At 71.0% G+C, this 23,560-nt stretch carries 18 protein-coding genes; 7 read left to right on the top strand and 11 right to left on the bottom strand.

Going from position 1 to position 23,560, the window contains the following annotated elements; all coding sequences use genetic code 11:
• Positions 1-25 precede the first annotated feature (25 nt).
• Both FDA94_RS32875 and FDA94_RS32880 read left to right on the top strand, forming a co-directional pair.
• Entirely contained in the window at positions 26-559 is a 534-nt protein-coding gene (locus tag FDA94_RS32875) for a hypothetical protein (RefSeq protein ID WP_137250966.1), read from the top strand.
• Positions 560-755: 196 nt separating this feature from the next.
• Entirely contained in the window at positions 756-1,265 is a 510-nt protein-coding gene (locus FDA94_RS32880; RefSeq protein WP_137250967.1) for a hypothetical protein, read from the top strand.
• On the opposite strand, the gene FDA94_RS32885 is transcribed toward FDA94_RS32880, so the two are convergent.
• The 7 genes from FDA94_RS32885 to FDA94_RS32915 all read right to left on the bottom strand — a co-directional run bounded on the left by FDA94_RS32885 (position 1,178) and on the right by FDA94_RS32915 (position 10,769).
• Complete coding sequence (locus FDA94_RS32885) at positions 1,178-1,930, bottom strand: sirohydrochlorin chelatase (protein WP_137250968.1); 753 nt, start codon at positions 1,928-1,930, stop codon at positions 1,178-1,180. The genes FDA94_RS32880 and FDA94_RS32885 overlap by 88 nt on opposite strands.
• Positions 1,927-3,111: a uroporphyrinogen-III synthase gene (locus FDA94_RS32890; RefSeq protein ID WP_137250969.1), complete on the bottom strand. Its 1,185-nt coding sequence runs from the start codon at positions 3,109-3,111 to the stop codon at positions 1,927-1,929. The genes FDA94_RS32885 and FDA94_RS32890 overlap by 4 nt, the downstream gene beginning before the upstream one ends.
• Positions 3,108-3,467 carry a nitrite reductase small subunit NirD gene (nirD, locus tag FDA94_RS32895; protein ID WP_137250970.1) on the bottom strand — a complete coding sequence of 120 codons (360 nt, stop codon included), beginning with the start codon at positions 3,465-3,467 and terminating at the stop codon, positions 3,108-3,110. Before nirD ends, FDA94_RS32890 begins: the two co-directional genes overlap by 4 nt.
• A complete protein-coding gene (gene nirB, locus FDA94_RS32900) occupies positions 3,464-5,881 on the bottom strand; it encodes a nitrite reductase large subunit NirB (RefSeq protein WP_137250971.1) in 2,418 nt (805 codons plus the stop codon). Before nirB ends, nirD begins: the two co-directional genes overlap by 4 nt.
• Positions 5,878-7,281, bottom strand: a complete 1,404-nt coding sequence (locus tag FDA94_RS32905; RefSeq protein ID WP_137250972.1) for an FAD-dependent oxidoreductase — start codon at positions 7,279-7,281, stop codon at positions 5,878-5,880. The genes nirB and FDA94_RS32905 overlap by 4 nt, the downstream gene beginning before the upstream one ends.
• Positions 7,278-9,365: a molybdopterin oxidoreductase family protein gene (locus FDA94_RS32910; RefSeq protein WP_137250973.1), complete on the bottom strand. Its 2,088-nt coding sequence runs from the start codon at positions 9,363-9,365 to the stop codon at positions 7,278-7,280. Before FDA94_RS32910 ends, FDA94_RS32905 begins: the two co-directional genes overlap by 4 nt.
• A 78-nt stretch (positions 9,366-9,443) precedes the next feature.
• A complete protein-coding gene (locus FDA94_RS32915) occupies positions 9,444-10,769 on the bottom strand; it encodes an MFS transporter (RefSeq protein ID WP_137250974.1) in 1,326 nt (441 codons plus the stop codon).
• 334 nt (positions 10,770-11,103) lie between these two features.
• Between FDA94_RS32915 and FDA94_RS40795 the strand changes: the two genes are divergently transcribed.
• The 5 genes from FDA94_RS40795 to FDA94_RS32940 all read left to right on the top strand — a co-directional run bounded on the left by FDA94_RS40795 (position 11,104) and on the right by FDA94_RS32940 (position 18,028).
• Positions 11,104-11,577, top strand: coding sequence for a peptide deformylase (locus FDA94_RS40795; RefSeq protein ID WP_246060278.1), 474 nt, complete (start codon positions 11,104-11,106; stop codon positions 11,575-11,577).
• A gap of 90 nt (positions 11,578-11,667) precedes the next feature.
• Positions 11,668-12,453 (top strand): peptidoglycan recognition protein family protein, encoded by a 786-nt coding sequence (locus tag FDA94_RS32925; RefSeq protein ID WP_137250976.1) that lies wholly within the window; start codon positions 11,668-11,670, stop codon positions 12,451-12,453.
• Positions 12,454-12,909: 456 nt separating this feature from the next.
• Complete coding sequence (locus FDA94_RS32930; protein ID WP_246060279.1) at positions 12,910-13,650, top strand: glycosyltransferase family 2 protein; 741 nt, start codon at positions 12,910-12,912, stop codon at positions 13,648-13,650.
• Positions 13,651-13,694: 44 nt separating this feature from the next.
• The gene (locus FDA94_RS32935; RefSeq protein WP_137250978.1) at positions 13,695-17,495 is read left to right on the top strand and encodes a lipopolysaccharide biosynthesis protein; all 3,801 of its coding nucleotides are present in this window, start codon (positions 13,695-13,697) and stop codon (positions 17,493-17,495) included.
• A 47-nt stretch (positions 17,496-17,542) separates the two neighbouring features.
• Positions 17,543-18,028, top strand: coding sequence for a winged helix-turn-helix transcriptional regulator (locus tag FDA94_RS32940; protein ID WP_137250979.1), 486 nt, complete (start codon positions 17,543-17,545; stop codon positions 18,026-18,028).
• On the opposite strand, the gene FDA94_RS32945 is transcribed toward FDA94_RS32940, so the two are convergent.
• The 4 genes from FDA94_RS32945 to FDA94_RS32960 all read right to left on the bottom strand — a co-directional run bounded on the left by FDA94_RS32945 (position 17,986) and on the right by FDA94_RS32960 (position 23,348).
• Positions 17,986-19,614, bottom strand: coding sequence for an MBL fold metallo-hydrolase (locus FDA94_RS32945; protein WP_170991231.1), 1,629 nt, complete (start codon positions 19,612-19,614; stop codon positions 17,986-17,988). The two genes, FDA94_RS32940 and FDA94_RS32945, sit on opposite strands and share 43 nt — an antisense overlap.
• Before the next feature lie 122 nt (positions 19,615-19,736).
• Entirely contained in the window at positions 19,737-20,639 is a 903-nt protein-coding gene (locus FDA94_RS32950) for a glycosyltransferase family 2 protein (protein WP_137250981.1), read from the bottom strand.
• Entirely contained in the window at positions 20,636-22,042 is a 1,407-nt protein-coding gene (locus FDA94_RS32955) for a GH39 family glycosyl hydrolase (protein ID WP_137250982.1), read from the bottom strand. Before FDA94_RS32955 ends, FDA94_RS32950 begins: the two co-directional genes overlap by 4 nt.
• Before the next feature lie 49 nt (positions 22,043-22,091).
• Entirely contained in the window at positions 22,092-23,348 is a 1,257-nt protein-coding gene (locus tag FDA94_RS32960; RefSeq protein WP_137250983.1) for a cytochrome P450, read from the bottom strand.
• Between the last annotated feature and the right edge of the window lie 212 nt (positions 23,349-23,560).

A 23,560-nucleotide genomic window follows, 5' to 3' on the forward strand; every position in this document is an offset into this window, starting at 1 on the left:
AACGGGCCCGCAGAAGGCTGGAGGCATGCGATCCCGTTCCTCCGCCCGGCGGATCCCGCCGGGCCTCCCCTACCATCTCGTGCTCACCGGCGACCGGCGCCGGGTCGGGCGCGGCGTGCTGGCCCTCGTGCTGCTCCTCGTCGGGCTGTTCGGCTTCGGCGGCGTGATCAGCGTCGTCGGCTCGGCGATCGACGAGTCGATGGGCCGCGCCAACCCGATCTCCGGCGGCGCCGAGTTCACGCCGGTCTACCACGCCGCCAACCTCGTCTCGATCGCGCTGCTGATCCCGTGGAGCATGCTGCTCCAGCGCTGGCTGTACGGAGTGCGCGGCGCGTCCCTGAGCTCGGTGGTGTCGGCGTTCCGGCCCGCCGTGTTCGGCCGGGCGGCGCTGCTGGTCTACCTGTTCATGGTCGCCACGCACGCCGATCCGCTCGCGGGGGCCGACCGGTCGGCGGGGGCGGGATCGACGATCATGCTGCTCCCCTGCGCGCTGCTGGTCGCGGTCACCGCCGTCGTCTGGGCGGGCACGCGGCGGAGGGGTCCGGCCTTGACACCGTGACGGTTCATCCGGTGGCAACCGGATGCTTGGTTTCCTCCCACTTCACCGTCCTTATGAGGTAATAATTAGCGCTTCCTTCCTCACAAAGCGTCTTCTGTGGACTGCGCGCACAAGGGCGAAAATGGTAACTCCCTCCCCACAACCGCACCATTCCTCTCAGGAAACCCGCCGGCGTGTCCTCGACATGGCGATGCGGATGAAAACGGGCACCACCGAACCGATTGGAGCCGCCACTCCCCAGATCCGGGGCACCACCCCGGCCCAAGCCGTCGAGACCTTCCTGGCCCTGCTGCAGGACCGGCTGCCGTCGTGGCTCCGCCTGCTGCACGACCTCCGCCCCGGGCACGGCGACGTGACCGGGAACCTGCGGCCGGTCGCCCTGGCCGGGATCCACTACTACACGGAGATCCAGGCCGCCGCCCTCCCGGCCTTCGTCTCCCCGATCCTCACAGTCCGCTTCCGGCAGGCCATGCGCGAGTCCGAACTCGGGCCCGAGGGCGAGGTGCTGCCGCTGGCGGCCTACCTCGCCGGCGAGCAGGAGCTCGGGCGCGTCAGGGCCGACGTGCACCCCGAGTCCAGCGCCCGGCTGCTGCTGGCCGGCTGTTTCCGGCACGCCTACTACGAGATCTTCACCGGCGCCGACTCCGAGCCGTCGCGGCCGGAGGCGGCCGAGGCCATCGTGCGGGAGCTGCGGCTGGATCCCTGACGCGCCTCGTCGTAGCGGTGCCACACCAGCCTGGCCAGGTCGTCGTCGACGCCCAGAGGGGCGCTGACCACGTCGGCGCCGCTCTCGGCCAGGCGGGTGTGGAACAGGCCGGGGGCCAGCAGGTAGGAGGCCACCACCGTCCGGGGCGCCGGGCCTTCCTTGATCGCGGCCACCGCCTCGTCGATCCCCGGCCGGCCCGACGACGCGAACGCGGCGGTGACAGGGCGCGAGAGGCGTACGGAAAGAAGGCGGGCGGCCGCGCGCACGGCGGCGAGGGCCGCCGGATCGGACGAGCCGGCCGCGCCCAGGATCACCGCGTCGCGGGGCCGCAGCCCGGCCGCGGCCAGACGCCGGGCCAGCACCTCGGTGAGCAGCGGGTGCGGGCCCAGGGGGCCCGCGACGACCGCGTCGGGACGCACCCGGGCGATCACCTCGGGCAGGTCGATGTGGACGTGGTAGCCACCCGCGAGCAGCAGCGGCACCACCACGACCGGGCCCGCGACCTCGGCGAGCACCCGCTCCAGCGGCGGGTCGCTCAGCTCCAGGAAGGCGAGCCGGGCGGGGGTCTTCGGCCGGGTCCGCCGCACCCGCCCGGCCAGGTCGGCGAGGACGGCGTCCCATTCGGGGCTGCGGGCGCCGTGGGCCGCCATGACGAGGGTCGTCACACGTCTTCCCGGTCACAGGCCAGGCGGTAGCCGCGCTTGACGACCGTCTCGACGATGCCGCTCGGGCCGAGGGCGCGGCGCAACCGCGTGATGGCCATCTCGACGGCGTGCTCGGCCGAGTCGCGGGAGGGCCCGCCCGGCAGCACCATCCGCAGGTCGCCCCTCGCCACGACGTGGCCGGGCCGGTCGGCGAGCCGCTTCAGCACCGCCATCGGCGCCGGGGGCAGCGGCTTGAGCTCGCCGTCGACGACCACCGCGTGGCCCCGGATCTCCAGTTCGTGGCCTCCGGCGGTGAGCCGGGTGACGCTCTTCTCCGGCAGGTGCCGGGCCAGCGTGCGGGCCAGCGAGCCGAGCCGCGAGCGCTCGGGCTGGATCACCGGCACGCCCTTGGCGACCAGCGGCTGCGCGGTGACCGGCCCGACGCAGGCCGCCGTCACCGGCCCCCGGAACGCCGCCAGCAGGGCCTCCTCCAGCCCGTCGGCGCGGGCCGCGTTGAGCATGGCGTGCACGGCCGGGGCGCTGGTGAACGCCACGGCGTCGATCGCGCCGGAGGCGACCTGGCTGACCAGGCGGCGCAGCGGCGAGGTGTCGCGGTAGGGCAGCCACTGGTAGACCGGCACCTCGATGACCTCGGCTCCGGCGGCGCGCAGGTCGGCGACGAACCCGGTCAGCGGCTCGCCGTGCAGCTGGATGGCGATGCGCCGGCCCCGCAGGTCCTGGCTCAGGAGGTAGCGCAGGACCTCCTCGCACGACTCGGTCGCGGGGGTCCAGTGGTCGGTGAGGCCGGCGGCCCTGACCGCGCCGCGCGCCTTGGGGCCGCGGGTGAGCAGCCGGGCGTCGGCCAGCCGGGCGGTCAGGTGGCCGGCCAGGCCCCAGCCCTCGGCGGCGGCGACCCAGCCGCGGAACCCGACGCCGGTGGTGACGACCACGTCGTCGACCGGCGAGGCCAGGCATTCGCGGGTGGCGGCCATCAGGTCGACGTCCTCCGAGAGCGGCACCAGCCGGATCGCGGGCGCCCTCACCACGCGCGCGCCCCGGCGTTCGAGCAGCGCCGAGAACTCCTCGCGACGGCGGGTGGCGGTGACGCCGATCGTGAAGCCGGACAGCGCGTTCGGCGCGGTCTCCGGAGACAGCCCCTCGGCCAGTGCGGCCAGTTGCGTCTCTTCGAGCAGTGCGGTCATTTGACGCTCACCTCAACCATCCCCATGGTGACGCGAATCGGAAATGTCGGAATCACAGTCCCGGGATCGTCCAGGCACACCCCGCTGATGAGCGAGAACACCTGTTTGTGCATCGGGGAGGCCACGGTCGGCTCCCCGTTCCTGGTGCCGACGATCCCCCGGGACAGGATGTAGGCACCGCTGAAGGGGTCCTGGTTGCCGATGGCGTACAGGGACCCGTCGTGGGCTCGGAAGACGGCGACCTGCTCGCCGCCGATCAGGGCGCAGGCGCCGCGCTCGGGCAGCAGGTCGGGAAGGGGGCACACGGGCTCCCACACGCGTTCCCCCGCGGTTTCCAACACGGTGGTCTGGGTCATCGGCTCATCACCTGCAGGATCTCGGGCTTGATCTGGTCGCGCTCGGTGGTGAAGCTGATCGTCGGATCGGGCGTGCCGGGCGCGTTCACGAAGCTGACGAAGCGGCGCAGCTTCACCGGGTCGTCGAGGGTGGCCCGCCACTCGTCGGCGTAGGTCGCGACGTGGGCGGCCATCTGGGCGTCGAGGTCGGCGCAGATCCCCAGGGCGTCGTCCACGACGATCTGGCGGAGCCGGTCGAGGCCGCCTTCGAGGTTCTCCAGCCACGCGGAGGTGCGCTGGAGGCGGTCGGCGGTGCGGATGTAGAACATCAGGAACCGGTCGATCGTGCGCATCAGGGTCGCGGTGTCGACGTCCTGGACCAGCAGGTCGGCGTGGCGGGGGGTGAAGCCGCCGTTGCCGCCGACGTAGAGGTTCCAGCCCTTCTCGGTGGCGATGATCCCGAAGTCCTTAGACCGGGCCTCGGCGCACTCGCGGGCGCAGCCGCTGACGGCCGACTTGAGCTTGTGGGGCGACCGCAGGCCCCGGTAGCGCAGCTCCAGGTCGATGGCGAGGGTCACCGAGTCCTGTACGCCGTAACGGCACCACGTGGAGCCGACGCACGACTTCACCGTGCGCAGGGCCTTGCCGTAGGCATGGCCCGACTCGAACCCGGCGTCGACCAGGCGCCGCCAGATGCGCGGCAGCTCTTCGACGCGGGCGCCGAACAGGTCGATGCGCTGGCCTCCAGTGATCTTGGTGTACAGGCCGAAGTCCCGGGCGACCTCGCCGATCACGATCAGTTTCTCTGGGGTGATCTCGCCCCCCGGAATCCGGGGCACGATCGAGTATGTCCCATTTTTTTGTAGGTTAGCTAGGAAATGGTCGTTGGTGTCTTGCAGGGCGGCCTGTTCGCCCTCCAGGACGTGGCCGTTGTGCAGGGAGGCCAGGATCGAGGCGACCACGGGCTTGCAGATGTCGCAGCCCCGGCCGGTCCCGTGCTCGTCGATGAGCTGGGTGAACGTGGTGATGCCGCGGACCTGGACGATCGTGAACAGCTCGGCCCGGCTGTGCGCGAAGTGCTCGCACAGGCCCGACCCGGTGTCGACGCCCGACTCGGTCAGGATCTTCTTCAGCAGCGGCACGCAGCTGCCGCAGGTGGTGCCTGCCCGGGTGCAGGCCTTGATCCCGGGGACGTCGGTGAGGTCGTGTTCCTTGATGGCCGCGGTGACGTCGTTCTTGGTCACGTTGTTGCACGAGCAGACCGGTGCGTCCCCCGGCAGTTCCACAGCCGTGGGGCTGAACAGCAGGTCGCTCGGGGCGGCCGGCAGCTCGGCGCCGACGAACGACCGGAGCGTGGTGTACGGGGCGGCGTCGCCGACGCAGATGCCGCCGAGCAGGGTCGAGGCGTCGTCGCTGACGAACAGCTTCTTGTAGACCCCGGCGACCGGGTCGAGGTAGGTGACGTCGAGGGCGCCCGCCATCGCGCCGAACTGGGCCACCTCGACACCGAGCAGCTTGAGTTTGGTCGACAGGTCGGCGCCGGTGAACGCGGCCTGGCCGCCCATGATGCGGTCGGCGGCCACCTCGGCCATCGTCATGCACGGCGCGACCAGGCCGTAGATCTGGCCGTCGTGCAGGGCGCACTCGCCGATGGCGAGGATCGACGGGTCGCTGGTGCGCATGCCGTCGTCGACCACGATGCCGCCGCGCTCGCCGACCTGGAGCCCAGCGCCCCGGGCCAGCTCGTCGCGGGGCCGGATGCCGGCGGAGAACACCACGACCTGGGCCTCGATCAGGCCCTTGTCGGGGGTGCGCAGCCCGGTGACGCGCTCGCCGCCCTCGATGCCGAGCACGCCCGAGCTCGTGTGCACGGTCAGGCCGAGCGACTCCACGTGCTTCTTCAGCACGGCTCCGCCGCCCTCGTCGACCTGGCGGGGCATCAGCCACGGGCTCATCTCGACGATGTGCGTCTCCAGGCCCAGCCCGCGCAGGGCGTCGGCGGCCTCCAGGCCGAGCAGGCCGCCGCCCACGACGACGCCCGCCGTCGCGGTCTTCGCGGAGGTCCTGATGGCGTCGAGGTCGTCGATGGTCCGGTAGACGTGGCAGCCGTCGAGGTCGCGTCCGGGCACCGGCGGCACGAACGGCGCGGAGCCGGTCGCCAGGACCAGCACGTCGTAGGGGATCGAGCCGTTGACCGTCTTCGCGGCGGGCTCGATCGAGACGACCTTCGTGTCGACGAAGACCGTCACGCCCGGGATGTCGGGGTAGGCGAGGTCGCGCCCCTCGGTCAGGTGGGTGGTGAGGGCCACCCGGTCGTACGCGCCCCGGGGCTCCTCCCCCAGGATCGTCACCGACCCGGCGAAGCCCTTGCTGGTGAGCGTCTCGGCCAGCCGGTGCGCGGACGGGCCATTACCGACAATGAGAACGCGGGTCATGCGCTCGCCCCTTCCTGTTCGCACAGCCATTCCACGATTCCGCCGACCGTCTCGGCGCAACTGCCACATCCGGTGGTCGCCCGGGTCGCCGCCGCCACGGCGGCCACGTCGCGGGCTCCGGCCTCCCAGCAGGCCCTGATCTGTCCCTTCGTCACGTTGTTGCAGCGGCAGACCTGGGCCGCGTCGGGCATGCGTACCGGGCTGGGACTGACCGGCGCGGCGCCGGCCAGGCCCGGGAACAGCAGCCCCGACCGGTCGGCGGGCAGCGGGCCGCCCCGGTCGTAGAGCTGGGTGAGCGTGCCGACCGTGGCCGGGTCGCCCACGAGGATCGCGCCGACCAGGCGGCCGTCGCGGATGACGAGCTTGCGGTAGGTGCCGCCGCGCCGGTGGGTGAAGCGCACGATCTCGGCGTCGGCGTCGGTGAGGTGGGTCTCGCCCATCGCGGCCAGTTCCACGCTCTTGGCCTTGAGCCGGGTGACCAGGCGCGATCCCCGGTAGCGGGCCCGCGCGTCGGCGCCGGTGATGAGGTCGGCGACGATGGCGGCCTGTTCCCAGCAGGGCGCGACCAGGCCGTAGACCTGGCCGTCGTGCTGGGCGCACTCGCCGATGGCGAAGATCGCCGGGTCGTCGGTACGCATCTCGTCGTCGACGACGATCCCGCGCTCGACGTGCAGACCGGCGTCAAGAGCCAGCGCGGTGACCGGCCGGACCCCGCAGGCCGCCACGACCAGGTCGGCCTCGACGTGGCCGGTGGTCAGCTCGACCTTGCCGTCGGTGATCCCGGTGACGGTGACGCCGGTCATGATCTCGACGCCGAGCCCTTCGAGGGTGTCGCCGAGCACCTGCCCGGCCTCGTGGTCGAGCTGGCGGTCCATCAGGTGGCCCTTGAGGTGGAGCAGGGTGACCGGCAGGCCGCGTCCGGCCAGGCCGCGGGCGGCCTCGACGCCGAGCAGCCCGCCGCCGATGACGACGGCCCGCCGGGCCGCGTTCGCCGCCGCGAGGATGCGCTCGCAGTCGTCCATCGTGCGGAACGCGATGGCCCGTTCGGCCCCGGGCACCGCCGGGACGATCGGTTCGCTGCCGGTGGCCAGCACCAGCACGCTGAACGGCGTGCGCCCGCCGTCGGCCGTGATGACGCAGCGGGTCTCCCGGTCGATCGCGACGACCTCGGTGCCCAGGTGCACGGTGACGTTGTGGTCGTCGTACCAGGAGGGACCGTGCAGGCGCACCTGGTCGGCCCGGGTGGTGCCGGCCAGCACGTTGGACAGCAGCACCCGGTTGTACGGCGCCCGCTCCTCCGCACCGAACACGGTCACCCGCGCCTTCTTGTCGCGCGCGCGCACCTCGCTGACCAAGCGGGATCCGGCCATGCCGTTGCCCACCACGACGATGCCCCTCATCGGCCACCTCCCACGACCGCGAGGTTGACCGCGCACACCTTGAACTCGGGCATGCGCGAGACCGGGTCGAGTGCCGGGTTGGTCAGCCGGTTGGGGCCCTCCCAGTGGAAGGGCAGGAAAACGGTGTCGGCCCGGATCGCCGCGCTGATCCGGGCCGTCGCCTCGGTGACCCCCCGCCGGCCGGTCACCCTGACCATGTCGCCGGGGCGGATGCCGAGATGGTCGGCGAGGTCGGGATGCAGTTCGAGGAACGGTTCGGGGGCGGCCTCGGTGAGGTCGGCCACCCTGCGGGTCTGGGCGCCGCTCTGGTAGTGGGCCAGCAGGCGTCCGGTGGTCAGGTAATAGGGGTAGTCGGCGTCGACGTCCTCGACGGGCGGCCGGTGGTCGACGACGACCATGCGCGCCCGCCCGTCGGGGGTGGGGAAGCGGTCGAGGAAGATCCGCGGGGTGCCCGGGTGGTCGTCGGCGGGGCAGGGCCAGAAGACCCCGCCCTGGTCGGCGATCTTCTCGTACGTGATCCCCGAGTAGTCGGCGGGACCGCCGGCGCTGGCCCGGCGCAGCTCGTCGAAGACGGTGCGGGGGTCGGCCGGGAACGAGCCGCCCCGGCCGAGGCGTTCGGCCAGGCCCGAGAGGATCTCCAGGTCGCTCCGCACCCCCGAGGGCGGAGCGACGGCCCGGCGGCGCAGCAGCACGCGCCCTTCGAGGTTGGTCATCGTGCCCGCCTCCTCGGCCCACTGGGCCGTGGGCAGGACGACGGTGGCCAGCTCGGCGGTGTCGGAGAGCACGAGGTCGGCCACGACCAGCAGGTCGAGCGCCGCGAGCCGCCCGGCGATGTGGCCGGAGCGGGGCGAGGAGACGACCGGGTTGGAGCCGAACAGCAGCAGGCCCTTGGGGCCTTCGGGGGTGCCCAGCGCGTCGAGCAGCTCGTAGGCGGAGCGGCCGGGGCCGGGCAGGTCGGCGGGGTCGACGCCCCAGACGGCGGCGACGTGGGCGCGGGCCGCCGGGTCGTCGATCTTGCGGTAGCCGGGGAGCTGGTCGGCCTTCTGGCCGTGCTCCCGGCCGCCCTGGCCGTTGCCCTGGCCGGTGACGCAGCCGTAGCCGGAGCCGGGGCGGCCGGGCAGGCCGAGCGTGAGCGCCAGGTTGATGTAGGCGGTGACGGTGTCGGTGCCCTTGGCGTGCTGCTCGGCGCCGCGCCCGGTGAGCACGACCGCGTTGCCCGCCTCGGCGAGCATCGCGACGGCCTGCCGCATGGCGGCGACCGGGACCCCGGTGACGCGCTCGGCGCGTTCGGGCCACCAGGCCGAGACGCTGTCGCGGACCGCGTCGAAGCCGGTCGTGCGGGCGGCCACGTACTCCTCGGCGACGTGGCCGTCGGCGATGGCGATGTGCAGCAGCGCGAGAGCGAGGGCCAGGTCGGTGCCGGGGGCGTTCTGCAGGTGCAGCGCGGCCAGCCGCGCGGTGGGGGTCTCGCGGGGGTCGACGACGATCAGCCCGGCCGGGTTGAGGTGGCGGACGAAGGGCGGCATGGTCTCGGCGACGTTGCCGCCCGCCAGCAGCACCGCGCCGGCGTCGCCGAGGTCGGTGATCGGAAAGGGCAGGCCCCGGTCGAGGCCGAAGGCCCGGTTGGTCGCGGCGGCGGCCGACGACATGCAGAACCGGCCGTTGTAGTCGATCTGGCTGGTGCGCAGCGCGACCCGGGCGAACTTGCCGAGCTGGTAGGCCTTCTCGTTGGTCAGCCCGCCGCCGCCGAAGACGGCGACGGCGTCGGGGCCGTGGGCGTCCTGGATGCGGGCGATGCGGGAGGCGGCGTACCCGAGGGCCTCGTCCCAGCCCGCCGGCTTGCCGTGGATGAGCGGGGTGGTCAGCCGGTGCGGCGAGCGCAGCAGCGCGCCGGCGGTCCAGCCCTTCTGGCACAGCCCGCCCTGGTTGGCGGGCACGTCGTCGCGGGGGGTGATCTCCGCCTGGTTGAGATCGGTCTGGGTGACGTGCATGCCGCACTGCAGGGCGCAGTACGGGCAGTGCGTGGCCGTCCCCTCGGGCAGCGGCGACATCACAGACGCCGGAGCGGAAAGTGAGAACGACATGGGTCCGATGGTGCTTTCAGGGGGTTTCACCGCTGGGTCCCTTCTGTTACCGCTGTGCTACAAGCTGCCGTTCGTGCGTTAAACACGGGCGGCGGCGAGGCTGGGCGTGGTCCCGGTGGCGTGACGTCGCAGGTAGCAGAACCAGGTCAGAACGAAACAAATGCCATAGAAAATGGCGAAAGCGGTTATCGCCGCCCCGGCTCCCCCGGTCGCGGCGATGGAGGAGCCGAATCCGCGGTTGATGAAGAACCCGCCGAAAGCGCCGACGGCGGAGATGAAGCCGATGGCCGCCGCGGCGTCGCGGCGTCCGGCCGCCAGGGCGTCGTCGTAGGCCTGGGTGCCCGGCTCCAGTCCCTCGATCGCCTTGGCCCGGAAGATGGCCGGGATCATCCGGTAGGTCGACCCGTTGCCGACCCCCGCGGTGCCGATGAGCAGCAGGTAGGCGGCGAAGAAGAGGAGGACGTTGTGGGCCGCGAGGCCGGCGTACACGAGGAGGACAGCGCCCGCCATCGCGGCGAAGTTCCACAGCGTGACCGCCGCGCCGCCGAGCCGGTCGGACAGCCAGCCGCCCACGGGCCGGATCAGCGAGCCGAGCAGGGCGCCCAGGAACGCCAGCGAGGTCAGCCCCGACTGCTCGGGGAACTGCGAGGTGAGCAGCAGCGGGAAGGCGGTCGAGTAGCCGATGAACGAGCCGAAGGTGCCGATGTAGAGCACCGACATGATCCAGGTCTGCGGCTTGGCCGCCGCCTTGGCCATCTCGCGCGGCTCGGCCTTGGCGACCGTCAGGTTGTCCATGAAGAAGTAGGCGCCCAGCGCCGCCGCCAGGATGAACGGCACCCAGAACAGCCCGGCCGCGGCGAGCCCGAAGGCCCCGATCACCAGCGGCATCACCAGCTGCACCGAGGAGACCCCGATGTTGCCGCCGGCGGCGTTGAGCCCGAGCGCGGCCCCCTGCTTGGACTGGGGGTAGAAGTAGGTGATGTTGGCCATGCTGGAGGCGAAGTTGCCGCCGCCCAGCCCGGCGGTCGCGGCGATGACGAGGAAGACCCAGTACGGCGTCGCCGGATTGCCGACCGCCACCGCGAGCAGGCCGGCGGGGATGAGCAGCAGCAGCGCGCTGACCACCGTGAAGTTGCGCCCGCCGAACTTCGCCGGCCCGAAGGTGTACGGCAGCCGCAGCGCCGACCCCACCAGGTTCGGCAGCGCGACGATCCAGAACAACTGGTCGGTGGTGAACTCGTAGGCGCTCAGGCGCACCGCGACGATGCTCCACACCGTCCAGAGCGTGAACCCGAGATGCTCGGCGAAGATCGAGAAGATCAGGTTGCGGCGGGCGACCTGCCGCCCTCCGGCGGCCCAGAAGTCGGAGTCGTCGGGGCGCCAGTCGGCGATCCAGCGTGCCATGAGGGGGTCCTTCCTCGGTTTCCAGGGTTGCCTGGAACGTAGGAGGCCGCCGTTACGCACACTGACGATCGGTGACGGTGCGCCCGTTAAGTGGGTCGCACGTACGAAACAAGAAACTCACACGACGCACCGGCGCAACGCGGATTTAACCGCGATTAGGGCGAGTGCGGGCCGGGCATTTCGTTCGGGTGTCGCCAGCGAGACGCGGACGGCCGCAGGCCGGCCGTGGCTCGCGCCGGGAATCTGCCAGAAGAAACAGGAGACGCGGACGGCCGCAGGCCGGCCGTGGCTCGCACTGTGTATCTGCCCACAGAAGCGCCGCGGGGAGCGTGCAGTGACTGCCCATCAGATCGTCCCGTTCACCGATCCAGCGCTACGGACCGTAGCCCAACACGTCACCACCTTCGACAAGGAACTGCGTGAGCTGGTCAAGTCCCTCACGCTGACCCTCCGCGCCGGAGCCGGCCGCGCCGGTCTGGCCGCGCCCCAGCTCGGAGTCCCCCTCAGGGTGTTCGCGTTCTCCCTCGACGGCCGGGCCGGCCACATCGTGAACCCGCGCCTGGAGACCTCCGAGCGCACGGTCGTCGCCGACGAGGCCTGCCTGTCGGCCGCCGGCATCTGGTGGCCCCTGGAACGATCCTTCTCGGTGACCGCCCGGGGCCGCGACATGTTCGGCAAGCCGGTGACCGTCCGGGCCGTCGGCCTGCTGGCCCGGGTGCTGCAGCACGAGGCCGACCACCTCGACGGAATGCTGTTCAGCGACCGGCTGGCCCCCGAGGAGCGGGAGAAGTTCCTGGCACAGGTGTGATGCCCGGTTTGGGCACGGCGTTCTCGCGGTATTCATCCTACCTGTCACGCTGTGTAACCGAATCTCCTCCCGCCTCTCGGAGGAGCGCGCATGCCCCTGGACCGCCGCCACGTCCTCTCGCTCGGTTTCACCCTCGGTGTCGCGGGCGCCGCGGTCCCCCTGCTGGGCGTCCCCCGGGCGGAGGCCACGCGGGGGCCGATCCGGCCCCGCATACACGAACGGCTCGAATGGGAGGCCCGGGAACCCCGGGAGACGGCGACGATCCTGCGCCGGGCCCCGGCGTACATCGTGATCCACCACACGGCGACGTCCAACACGATGGACGACAGCCTGGAGCACGCCTACCGGCTCTCGCGGGCGATCCAGAAGCACCACATGCGCCGCAACCGGTGGGACGACATCGGCGAGCAGTTCACCATCAGCCGGGGCGGCCACATCATGGAGGGCCGCAACCGCACCCTGCTGGCGCTCTCCCGGGGCATGCACGCCGTGGGCGCGCACACCGCCGACCACAACCGGACCTCGCTGGGCATCGAGAACGAGGGCACCTACGCCCGCACCAGCCCGCCGCTCGCCCTGCTCGGGTCGCTGGTGAAGCTGACGGCGTGGCTGTGCGCGACCTACGACCTCGACCCCTACGAGGCGATCGTCGGCCACCGCGACCTGAACAACACCCGCTGCCCCGGCGACTACCTCTACGACCTGCTGCCCGAGTTGCGCGAGCGGGTGTGGCACCGGATGGTCGGCCGCCGGTTCAGCCCGCTGGCCTGGGAACTGGAGCAGGCGTCGCCGCCGCGCCGGGGCGTGATGTTCGCCGAACGGCCGGAGCGCGTCTTCGATCACGGGCCAGAGATCGACCTTTCGGACTTTCGGTAGATCTGACCAGAATTGGTCGCGACGGTTGACTGCCGTGATCAATCTTGCTCAGATGTATACATCGTTCTAATACACCTGGAATGTGGACGTACATACGCCTAACGTCCAGCGAGGGAACTTCCTGGTGATACGAGGTGGGGGCCGAATGAAGATCTTCTTTACGTCCTGGCGTGTTTCGGCGGGATCTCCACCCGGCACGAGATCAGGACATGTAGCGTCTTAGCGCTCCTTGATTCGGCCGCGTTCCGGTCCGGACACATCCGGACGGACGCGGTTCCCAAGGCGAGCCCATCCCTGGTACGTTTCACGTCCTCGCAGCTCGCGATGGCAATCGTGCCCCCTTTGCAACGACGCAGCACGCACCTTGCCCCGGAGGATCCCCGCACCATGAATCCCGAGAGCAGCATTTCTCGTCCTATATCCCATTTAGGGTCATTCACCACAATAACCCCTTTAATGGCGATCGCACCTCGGGTGAGCATCGTGGTCCCCGCGATGAACGAGGCCGAGAACCTGCCCCACGTCTTCGCGACGCTCCCCCGGTGGGTGCACGAGGTCGTGCTGGTCGACGGCCACTCCACCGACGACACGGTCGCGGTGGCGCGGCGGCTGCGTCCCGGGCTGCGGGTGGTGGCCCAGCCGGGCCGGGGAAAGGGCGACGCGCTGGCGGCCGGCTTCGCCGCCTGCACCGGTGAGATCATCGTGATGATCGACGCCGACGGCTCGACCGACGGCCGCGAGATCGTCCGCTTCGTCGCCGCGCTGGTCGCCGGGGCCGACTACGCCAAGGGCTCCCGCTTCACCCACGGCGGCGGCAGCGACGACATCACCCTCGGCCGCCGCCTGGGCAACCTGGTGCTGTCGGGCCTGGTCAACCTGATCTACGGCACCCGCTACACCGACCTCTGCTACGGCTACAACGCGTTCTGGGCCAGCAGCCTCGACGTCCTGGCGCCCGACTGCGCCGGCTTCGAGGTCGAGACCCTGCTGAACATCCGCGCCGCCAAGGCCGGCCTGAAGGTCCACGAGGTGCCGAGCCACGAACGCGGCCGCATCCACGGCACCAGCAACCTGCGCACGGTCCGCGACGGCTGGCGGGTGCTGAAGACGATCCTCCGCGAGCGCGACGCCCGGCTGCCGGCCCCCGCCGAGGTGAACGCCGGGGCGGGGGTCCCGGCCGACCAGGGCGCCGCCTGACCCGACCGGCCCGACCGCAATTGACCCGTGATGACTGAGAACCGGTGACCGAGACGCTTCGCCGGCGGTTGCCCGCCGACCTCCAGGATCCGCTGCTGCGCAACGCCTACGCGCTGGTCGTCAACGCGGGCATCGGGGCGGCTCTCGGCGTCGGCTACTGGGTGATCGCGGCCCGGCTCTTCCCCGCCGCCGACGTGGGCGAGGGCCAGGCGCTGATCAACGCCATGCGGATGCTGGCGGCGCTCACCTCGTTCGGGTTCGTGGGGGCGCTGACCCGGTTCGTGCCGGAGACCGGGCGGGCGACGGGCCGGTTCGTCGGCGCGGTCTACCTGCTCGGCGGCGGCCTCGGCCTGGCCGCCACGGCGGTGTTCATCGTGGTGACCAAGGACGAGCCCGGGTTCCGCATCCTGTGGGGCTGGCTGCCCGCCGGGGTGTTCGCGCTGGTCGTCATCGTGTGGTCGGTCTACACGCTGCAAGAGGTGGTGCTGTCGGCGCTGCGGCGCTCGACGTGGGTGCCCGTGGTGAACGTGGCCGTCGGGTTCGTGAAGGTCGCCGCCGTGGCAGCGTGCGCGTTCCTGGTGGCGGCGCGCGGCGACGTGGTCTCGTGGCAGGTGTTCCTGGCCTGGATCGTGCCCTGCGCGCTGGCCGTGCTCCCCGTCAACTACCTGCTCTTCGCCCGGGTGATCCCGCGCCACGTCGCCGAGACGGCGCACCGGACCCCTCCCTCGCTGAGGCGGATCGTCCGGTTCGCCGGGGGCGACTACTTCGGCTCGGTGTTCACGCTGGCGGCGATCTACCTGGTGCCGGTCGTGGTGGCCACCCAGGTCGACCACCGGACCTACGCCTACTACGGCATCGCGGTCACCGTCGGCGGCCTGCTGGAGATCTTCGCGTTCACGATGGCGACCAGCCTGACCGTCGAGGGCTCCTTCGACCCCGCCGCGCTCGGCCGCAACACCCGCCGGGCGCTGCACCGCAGCCTGACCGTGCTGATCCCGATGATCGCCCTGGTGGTGGCGGCCGCGCCGCTGGTCCTGTCGGTCTTCGGCGCCGAGTTCGCCGACAACGGGACCCCCCTGCTGCGCCTGATCGCCCTGGCCACGCTCGCGCGGGCGTTCGTCGAGCTCTACCTGGGCGCGCTGCGGGCCATGGGGCGCGGCCGCCCGCTGCTCTACATCCAGGCGGCGCGGTGCGTGCTGGCCCTCGGGCTGACGTGGCTGCTGCTGCCCCGCCACGGCATCGAGGGCGTCGGCATCGCGCTGGTCATCACGCAGAGTGTCACCGCGGCGGCGGTGGCCCCCGCGCTGTTCCGGCTCTGCCGGCCGAAAGGTTCGAAAACAGATTCCGTGCCCTCGATCGAACCCCCACCGTCGCGGCACACCTCCGACGACTCGGAAACGGTGGACACCATCAAACCCGTAGCCCTCCCCTTCGGCGGCATCCGCCGGCTGACCACGGCCACCCGCTCCGACCCGATCGTCGACGGCCCCGACGGCGACGACGACGCTCCGCCGCCCACCGAAGAACCGCCCCCCGGAGAAGAGCCCGAAGCCTCCGGAGAAGAGTCCGGCGACGATTCTGCGGCCGACGACCAGGACGGGCCTTCCGCCGAAGAACACGTCGGCTGGAGCGACGCCGAGGTCGGGCCCAAGACCGAGGAGTTCGCGACCTCGGGGCTGATCCGGGTCGTCGCGCCCGGGTGGGACGTCGCGCCCGCCGGTGAGCTCGTCGTGGTGCCCGAGCGGGTGACGCCACCGGTCGCCCCGCCCAGGCGAAGCGGGTGGGTGACGAGGGCGGGCCTGCTGGCGCGGCAGCCGCGTGAGTGGCTGGGCGCCGTCATCACGATCCAGGCCCTGGTCATGTACGTCCTGGCGATGAAGGCCCGCCCCACCGGCCTGGTCGGCGTGGATCTCTACGCGATGACCGGGCTGGGCCTGGTGTCGGTCATGCCGCCGGTCGCCCTGCTGGCCGTCGCGCTGCTGATCCTGAGCTTCTTCGACACCCTCACCCAGAAGCGCAACCGGCCGATCCTGCTGCTGTTCCAGATCCTGGCCGTCATGTTCGCCCTGCACGGCGCGGCGGTCCTGGTCGAGCCGCTCCCCCGGTTCCCGGTCGCCTGGACGATCGGCGGCTTCGTCGACTACATCGCCCGCACCGGCGAGACCCTCACGGCATTGGACGCCCGCTTCAACTGGCCCGGCTTCTCGGTCTTCTCGGCGTTCATGATCAGGGCGGCCGGGGTCGAGGACGCGGCGGCGCTGCTCAACTGGTGGCCGCTGATCTCCAACGTCGCCTACCTGATCCCGCTGATCGTCATCGTCAGGCGGCTGCAGGCCGACCGCCGGGCCAAGTGGCTGGCTCTGATGATCTTCGTGGTGTCGCAGTGGGTGGGGCAGGACTACTTCTCGCCGCAGGGCATGACGTACCTGCTCTACCTGCTCTTCGTCGCGATCCTGGTGACCTGGTTCCTCCGCGTCGACCCGGCCTCCTCGTTCTGGAAGCGCCGCTGGACGCTCATCCCGGGCGAACGCGCCCCCAAGAAGACCACGGTCACCGACCGGATCATCATCCTGGTCCTGATCGTGATGATCTTCGTGGCGACCGCGACGTCCCACCAGATCACGCCGTTCATGATGTGCGGGGTGCTGCTCGGCTTCGTGGCGTTCCGGCGCACCCGGCTCAGCTTCATGATGGTCGTCCTGTTCGGCGCGATCGTGGCGGCGTACGTCAACTACATGGCCGTCGCCTACTGGTCGGGCCACCTCGACGCGATGGTCGGCTCGGTGGGCCAGGTGGGCGGCAACCTCACCTCGCAGACCACGGGCCGGATCAGCTCCACCAACCCCGAACGCCTGATCGTGCTCTACACCCGGCTGGCCATCACGGGCGTGATCCTGGGCCTGGCCGGGATCGGCCTGCTGCGGCGGCTGAAGAAGGGCGTCGGCGACCGGGTCGTCTTCGTGATGATGGTGGTGCCGGTGCTGTCGCTGGCCATGCTCAGCTACGGCGGCGAGCTGGGCCTGCGCGTCTACCTGTTCACCCTCCCGGCGACCAGCATCCTGGTGGCCTACCTCTTCTACCCGGGCCTGCCGAGCAAGGTGCCGCCCCAGCGCCGCTTCCCGGTGCTGGCGAAACTGCGCCCGGTCGTCGCCTGCGCCCTGGTGCTGGGGCTCGCGGGCGCGTTCCTGCTGGCCCGGTTCGGCAACGAGAAGTACGAGTGGACCTCCCCCCAGGAACGCGCCGCCATCGACTACATCTACGAGCAGGATCTGGAGACCACCCGCATCCTCTACCTGGTCCCCGAGGGCGACGGCGGCTCGTCGATCTCGTGGAGCCTGACCGGGGTCGAACGGGTGCGCCAGATCAGGGCGACGGCGGGGCGCGACCCGTACAAGGTCGACAACGTGGTCGAACAGCTCCGCGACGCCGGGCCCGGCTCCTTCATCCTGGCCACCCGCAGCCAGGAGGCGTCACTGGAGATCGACGCCAACTACCCGGCCGACTGGGGCCCGAAGATGCGGGTGTCGCTGGCCCGGCACCCCGACCTGAAGACCCTGGTCTGGAACGACGACGCGGCCGTCTACGCCCTGAAGGAGCAGCCGACGGGCCGGATCGCGCCCCAGCTCCGGGGGACGCCGTTCCGCATCGGCGAGACTCCGTGGACGCCCTACGGGTTGATCGCGCTGGCGGTGTTCGTGGTGATCGTGCTGACCCGGGAGGTGATCCGGATCCGGCAGCGCCCCGGCACCTGGTATTGGAGCCGGCGGCTGGCGTGGCTGTCGATCCCGTTCCTGCTGCTGGCGGGCTGGGTCGTGCTGGAGAGGTTCATGCTGCTGAGCGTCTGACGGTCCCACCCCTGACTTGCGTGATGCAATGGACCTAGGATGGGCGGATGCTGCCGCGCACGTACGAAGGCCAGGTCTGTTCGATCGCCCGCACGCTCGAAGTGGTCGGCGAACGCTGGACGCTGCTGATCGTGCGCGACGCGCTGCGCGGCACCCGCCGGTTCGAGGACTTCCGGGCCGACCTCGGCATCGCCCACAACATCCTCTCCGACCGCCTCGGCAAGCTCTGCGAAGCCGGCGTCCTGGAACGGCGGCTCTACCAGACCCGGCCCGATCGGTACGAATACCACGTGACTCCGGCCGGCCTCGATCTGTGGCCGGTGATCATGTCGTTGCTGCTGTGGGGCGACCGGCACCGGTCGCCCGACGGCCCACCGCTGCTGGTCCGGCACCGGGGCTGCGGCGGGTCGCTGCAGCCCGGGCTCACCTGCGGCCGTTGCGGCCGTTCGCTCGGACCGCACGACTGCGACATGGAGCCCGGTCCGGGGGCTCAGCCGGCGGGGGCCAGAGTCAGCCCGGCCAGTCCCGCGTAGTAGGCGAACTTGAACGGATCGAGGAACTGGTTCCGTTCGACGAGCGCCAGCAGGAGCCGCTGCCGCAGCGCGGCGAGCGCGGGTTCGCGCGGGTGACGGAGCAGCCCGCTCTCGACGATCCGCAGCGCGAGTGCGGGATCGCCCCGGCTGAGGAGTTCCTCGCCGGTCTTGGCGAAGGCGTCGGGGCCGCCGCCGCCCAGCAGGTCGAGCGCGACGGCCCATTCGGCGGTGGAGAAGTGCTCCACCCCCGTTCCGTCGGCTCGCCAGTAGCCGGTCGCCTGCCGGTTCACCCGCTGCACGAAGCCGTCGCGCATCACCAGGTAGGGCGTGATCGCCGCAGGGTGGTCGCGCAGCACCTCGGGCAGGTGGTCGAGTTCGAGCAGGTCGACGAGCGGACGCCCGTCGGCGACCCCCGCCAGGACGACGGCGTGCAGCTCACGCAGGGCTGCCGACAGACCGGGCAGGGCCTCGACGGTGAAGTTGTCGGTCAACCCGGTGTGCCCGTGGAGCAGCAGGTTCGGCCGCAGGTCGCCGACGGTCCGGATGGCCTCGAAGAGACCCTCCGCCGAGCCTTCGGCGACGAACGGCGCCCCGAGGTAAGGCATGCACATGTCTCCCACGAACACCACGCCCGTGGCGGGCAGATGGACGACCAGCCCGTCGGCGCTCTCGCCGCCGCTGATCGGGATGAGCCCGAACTCGACCCCGCCGACGGTCAGCGTCTCGGCCGAGCCGACCAGCCGGTCGGGCACGGCCTGCTTGCGGTGATCCCGGCCGCGCGGCAGGAGATAGGGGAACGGCGGCGGGCTCCCGGCCTGTGACCTGAGCTCTTCGGGGAAGCGGGCCTGGGCGATGACCTGGGCGTCGGTGAAGGCGTCGAGGCCCCCCACATGGTCGAAGTGAGCGTGGGTGAGGATCACGTGCGTGACCGGCTGGTCGGTGACCTCGCGCAGGTCCCGCAGCGCCGCTTCCACGTGGCGGGGGTCGCTGCCGGCGTCGATCGCCACGACGCCGTCGCCGGTTACCACAAACCCGAAGTCGGCGAAGTCGTAGCCCTGGGCGAGGTGGACGCCAGGGGCCCTCTCCACCAGGCGGGGCGGGCCGAACCGGATTCCGTGCTCGGCGTCGGCCACGTAGTCGGTGGCCAGCGCCACGTCACGGTCGTGCCCGACCCGCCGGCGCGCCTCAAGGGCGTCCTGCGGGCGACCCGCGCACTCGTACGCGCGCGCCAGCGCCCATTGGACGGCGTGCAGGAAACCGGCCGGGAACTGGTCGCGTACCGCGAGCACGAATTCCAGATCGGCGATGGCGGTGCCGGCCCGGCCCGCGCACCCGGGAAGAGCCGCCAGGGTGGTGCCCCGGAAATAGTGGGGCAGGCCGAGCTCGCGTTCGGCAGCGTCGTCGAGGTCGGCGAGCGCCTCCTCGACCGGCCCGTGGAGGCGGGCCCTGAAGACGCCCGCGAGGCTTCGCGCCAGCGCCGAGCCGGGCCGCTCCGCGCTGAGCGCCGAGAAGTGCTCCAGGCCCTCCCGGTCTCTGCGCTCGGACAGGAGCTGGACGGCCAGCAGGGCCGTCAGGCGATCGGGCACGCCCGGCCACCTGCTGGCACGGAGTAGTGCCGAGCTTGGTCTCACGACGTCTCCTTGCAGTCGATTGCGTGATGCAAGTTACTCTAGACAGCAGAACTTGCATCACGCAATCGACTAGGAGCTCAGGTCCCGCTACCCCGCGCCTGGACCTGACGGATGATCCACTCGCCGGACACCAGCCGGGAGCAGATGGCCAGCGCCGCATAGGTGCGCGGTTCCATCGGAGAGGTGAGGAACGCCCGGCGGGCCCATGTCAGCGACCGGCCCCAGTCGCGGGCCATCGAGCTCTCGAAGGCCACCTGGCCGGCCAGGCGCGCGTAGCCGCGGCGGTCGCGGCGGAACTCGGGGTAGTGGTCGAGCAGCCATTCGTGGGAGTCGGCGATCATCGACCAGCGACCGTAGAAGTGGGAGCCCTCGTGCGGCGGCACCTCGACCAGGATCTCCGGCACGTACGGGATCGGCGCGTGCCGGGCGCAGCGCAGCAGCAGCTCGTAGTCCTCGGCGAAGCCGCGCGGGATCTCCTCGGAGAAGATGCCGACCGGGCCCGTCAGCAGCGAACGGCGCATCAGGAACGAGGACGTCGTCGCGGCTGGGATGCGGGAGCGCAGCAGGTCGTCGAAGGTGATGTGGGAGGACGGCCAGAGGCGTTCCTGCGTCGACACCATCCCGCACGAGACCAGCGCCGCGTCGGGGTTCGCTCGGAGGGCCTCGACCTGGAGGCGGAGTTTCGCCGGCCGCCAGGTGTTGTCGTCGTCGCAGAAGGCGACCAGGTCGTCCGGCGCGGCGAGGATGCCGCTGTTGCGGCTCCCGGCCACGTTCGGGACGCGTTCGTTGGTCGTCCACGTCACCCGGCGGTGCGGGTCGTCCGACAGGACCTCCTTGTCGGGGTCGCACCGGTCGAAGACGATGACGGCGGTGACGTCGCCCTCGTAGTCCTGCGCCCTGATCGACGCCAGCGCCGCGCGCAGCATCTCGGGCCGGTTCCCCGTCGTGCAGACGACCACGCTGACCGCAGGCCATGTCATCGGTTGATCCACCGGACCTCGTAGGACTTGAGCGTGAGCTGCTTGCCGTCGACCGGGGCCCTGGTCTCCTCGCCCCGCGTGTTGACCACGACCAGCTTCTTCGACGACGCCAGCACCCTGATCGCCGGATGCGTCGACCGCACGCTCGCCAGGCGCGTCCCGGCGGGGAACCAGCGCGCGAAGTCCTGCAGCATGGTCAGGGCGGGCAGCGGCTGGCCGGCCTTGGGCTGGTCGAGGTTGGTCCACAGGCAGCCGTCGCACTCGCGGCCCTCGCCCTGGGGCGACCAGTAGAGGGCGGCGGCGGTGCCGCTCTTGGCGAACTCGATCATGGCGGCGGCCTGGACGGCCAGGCGGCGGCCGGTGGTCCAGTCGGACTCGGCGGGCTCGAAGTACCACTCCGCCCACCAGATCGGCAGCTTGGTCTGCTTCTTCAGCCACCCGTTGACGGCCGAGAACTTCGCCAGCGCCCTGAACTCGTCGGGGTACATGCCCTTGGACGACTCGGAGGTGCCGTCGACCACGATGAAGTCGGCGCCGTGCTTGTTCTTCAGCCAGAACCTGATCGCGTCGAGGCCGCGCTGGTCCTGGCTGCCCCACGGGCCGGAGACCTCGGACCTCCAGCCCGGCCGGTCGGTGACGTTGATGTAGGGGCCGCCGACCTGGATCTTCGGGTTGACCTTCTTCAGGGCGTCGTACACGAGGTTGTACATCTCGGTGTAGCCCTCGTAGTCCCACCGCTTCAGGCCCTCGTTGAAGAAGCCCTTGAACTCGTTCCACACGATGAAGTGGCGGACGTGGGGGTAGCGCTTGGCCGCGGCGGCGGCCAGGTTCGCGAAGTCCTTGTAGTGCTTGCGCAGCGGTGACTGGGTGAAGTTGTTCTCCCAGTCGGTCTCGCCGGGCTTCCCGCCGACCATCCAGTCGGGGGCGCAGCAGAGCGTGATGACCGGGAGGCCGCCCGACCGCTTGATGGCGGCCATCCGGCTGTCCATGCTGTCCCAGTCGTACTTGCCGGGCGAGGGCTCGGGGTTGAGGGTGCCGAAGCCCATGATGTGCTGGTTCTGGATGATCCGGCCGCGGGCCAGGCTCCGCTCGGCGACCGCGGTGACCTCGGGCGGGCCCGAGTCGACGCTGAACCGGGTGTGGGAGAAGCCCCAGATCGGGAAACCGGCGGGCGCGCCGCCGCCGATCACGATCGGGCGGGCCGCCGCCGGACCGGCCACCGCCTCGGGCGCCGACTCCCCCTGGTCGCCCAACGGCTCCCAGGGCACGGCCGGGGGCCCGGACATCGCGAGGACGAGGGCGCCGATCGCACCGGCGACCGTCACTGTCGCGAAGAGCATGACGAGCCTGGTGCGGAGGGAACGGCGCGCGTGCCGCCAGTGCCGCCGATTCTCTCGAGCCACCCCGACACGATATAGGGCGAAAGAAAGAAATCGCGGTGTACCCCGGAATCTAGAAGCCGAATCGCAACTCGGTCAGACCGTTCTCGAAGTTGGAGCGTAGTTGGCGGCCTTCGCCGATGGCGTGGATGTCCGGAAGGCGCCGGAACAGTTCCCGGAACGCCACAGTGAGTTCTTTCCGGACGAGATTCGCACCAAGGCAGAAATGGATGCCTGGGGCCCCGAACCCGACATGTGGATTCGGGTCACGGGTGATGTCGAACGCGTCGGGATTGACGAAGACGGAGTCGTCGCGATTGGCCGAGAGAAAGTAGAGGACGACCTTGTCGCCCGGTTTGAGCACCTGCCCGCCGACCTCGTGCTCGACCTTGATCGTCCGGCCGGTGCGCATGCCGGGGGTGACGTAGCGGACGATCTCCTCGATGCAGGTGCCGATGTGCTTGTCGAAGTCGTTCACCAGGAGTTCGCGCTGGTCAGGGTGGTCGGTGAGGAGCCGCAGCCCGTGGGCCATGGCGTTGCTGGCGGTGTTGATCCCGGCGGTGACCAGCAGGGTGAAGAACGCGCCGAGCTCCATGCTGGTCAGCTTCTCGCCGTCGATGTTGGCGGTGACGAGTTGCGAGATGACGTCCTCGCGGGGGTTCTTGCGGCGCTCCTTGCCGAGCTCGATGACCATCCGCCGCAGGCCCACCAGGCCCATGGTGTTCTTGGCGGCCAGGCGTAAGGAGGAGAGGAAGCCGGGCCGCACGCCGGTGTAGTCGGCCCAGGTGTGCACCCGCTCGATGACCAGCCCCCGGTGCTCCTCGGGCACCCCGACGATGTCGCAGATGACGCCGGCCGCGATGGGGTTGGCGATCTGGGTGATGAAGTCACCGCCCGGACCTGCGGCGACGACGCCGTCGATGATGCGGTTGACGTTGGCGGTGACGTCCTGCTCGCTCTTGTCGAGCATGCGCGGGGTGAACGCGCGGGCGATGATGCGGCGCAGGCGGCCGTGCTGGGGGTCGTCGAGGTTCACCATCGAGTTGCCGAAGATGTACTTGGCCCAGAACGGCGGCGGCGGGATCGACACCGACGGGTAGCTGCTGAACACCCCCGGGTTGCGCAGCGCCTCGGTGATCTCCCGGTGCCGGACCAGCGCGTAGAACCCCTTGCCCGACCGCAGGCCGGGGACGCGCGGCTCCCCGAAGTACATCGGCCGCTCGATCTGCCGCAGCCGCTCGAAGGCCGCCAGTCTCTCGGGATGTGGCCGGCCCCAGAACGAGAGGCTGCCCAGGTCGATGTCGTCGATGGAGACTGGCGCGGCGGTCATAGGGGGCAGCACCTCAGGTCGGAGGACGGAGCGATATTCGCGTGTCTTTTCGGGACATTCTCACCACGCGAGCCACGGCCGGCCTTCGGCCGTCCGCGTCTCGCTTTAGTATGGCGCGGTCATCGCCCCCTAGGTCACCGGAATTCATCGCATATGAAGATCGATGTCGTACGTCCCCGCGATCTCGGCGAGCCGGAATTATCGGCGTGGAG

Origin of the sequence: Herbidospora galbida, assembly GCF_005233835.1 — a bacterium.
GTDB lineage: Bacteria > Actinomycetota > Actinomycetes > Streptosporangiales > Streptosporangiaceae > Herbidospora > Herbidospora galbida.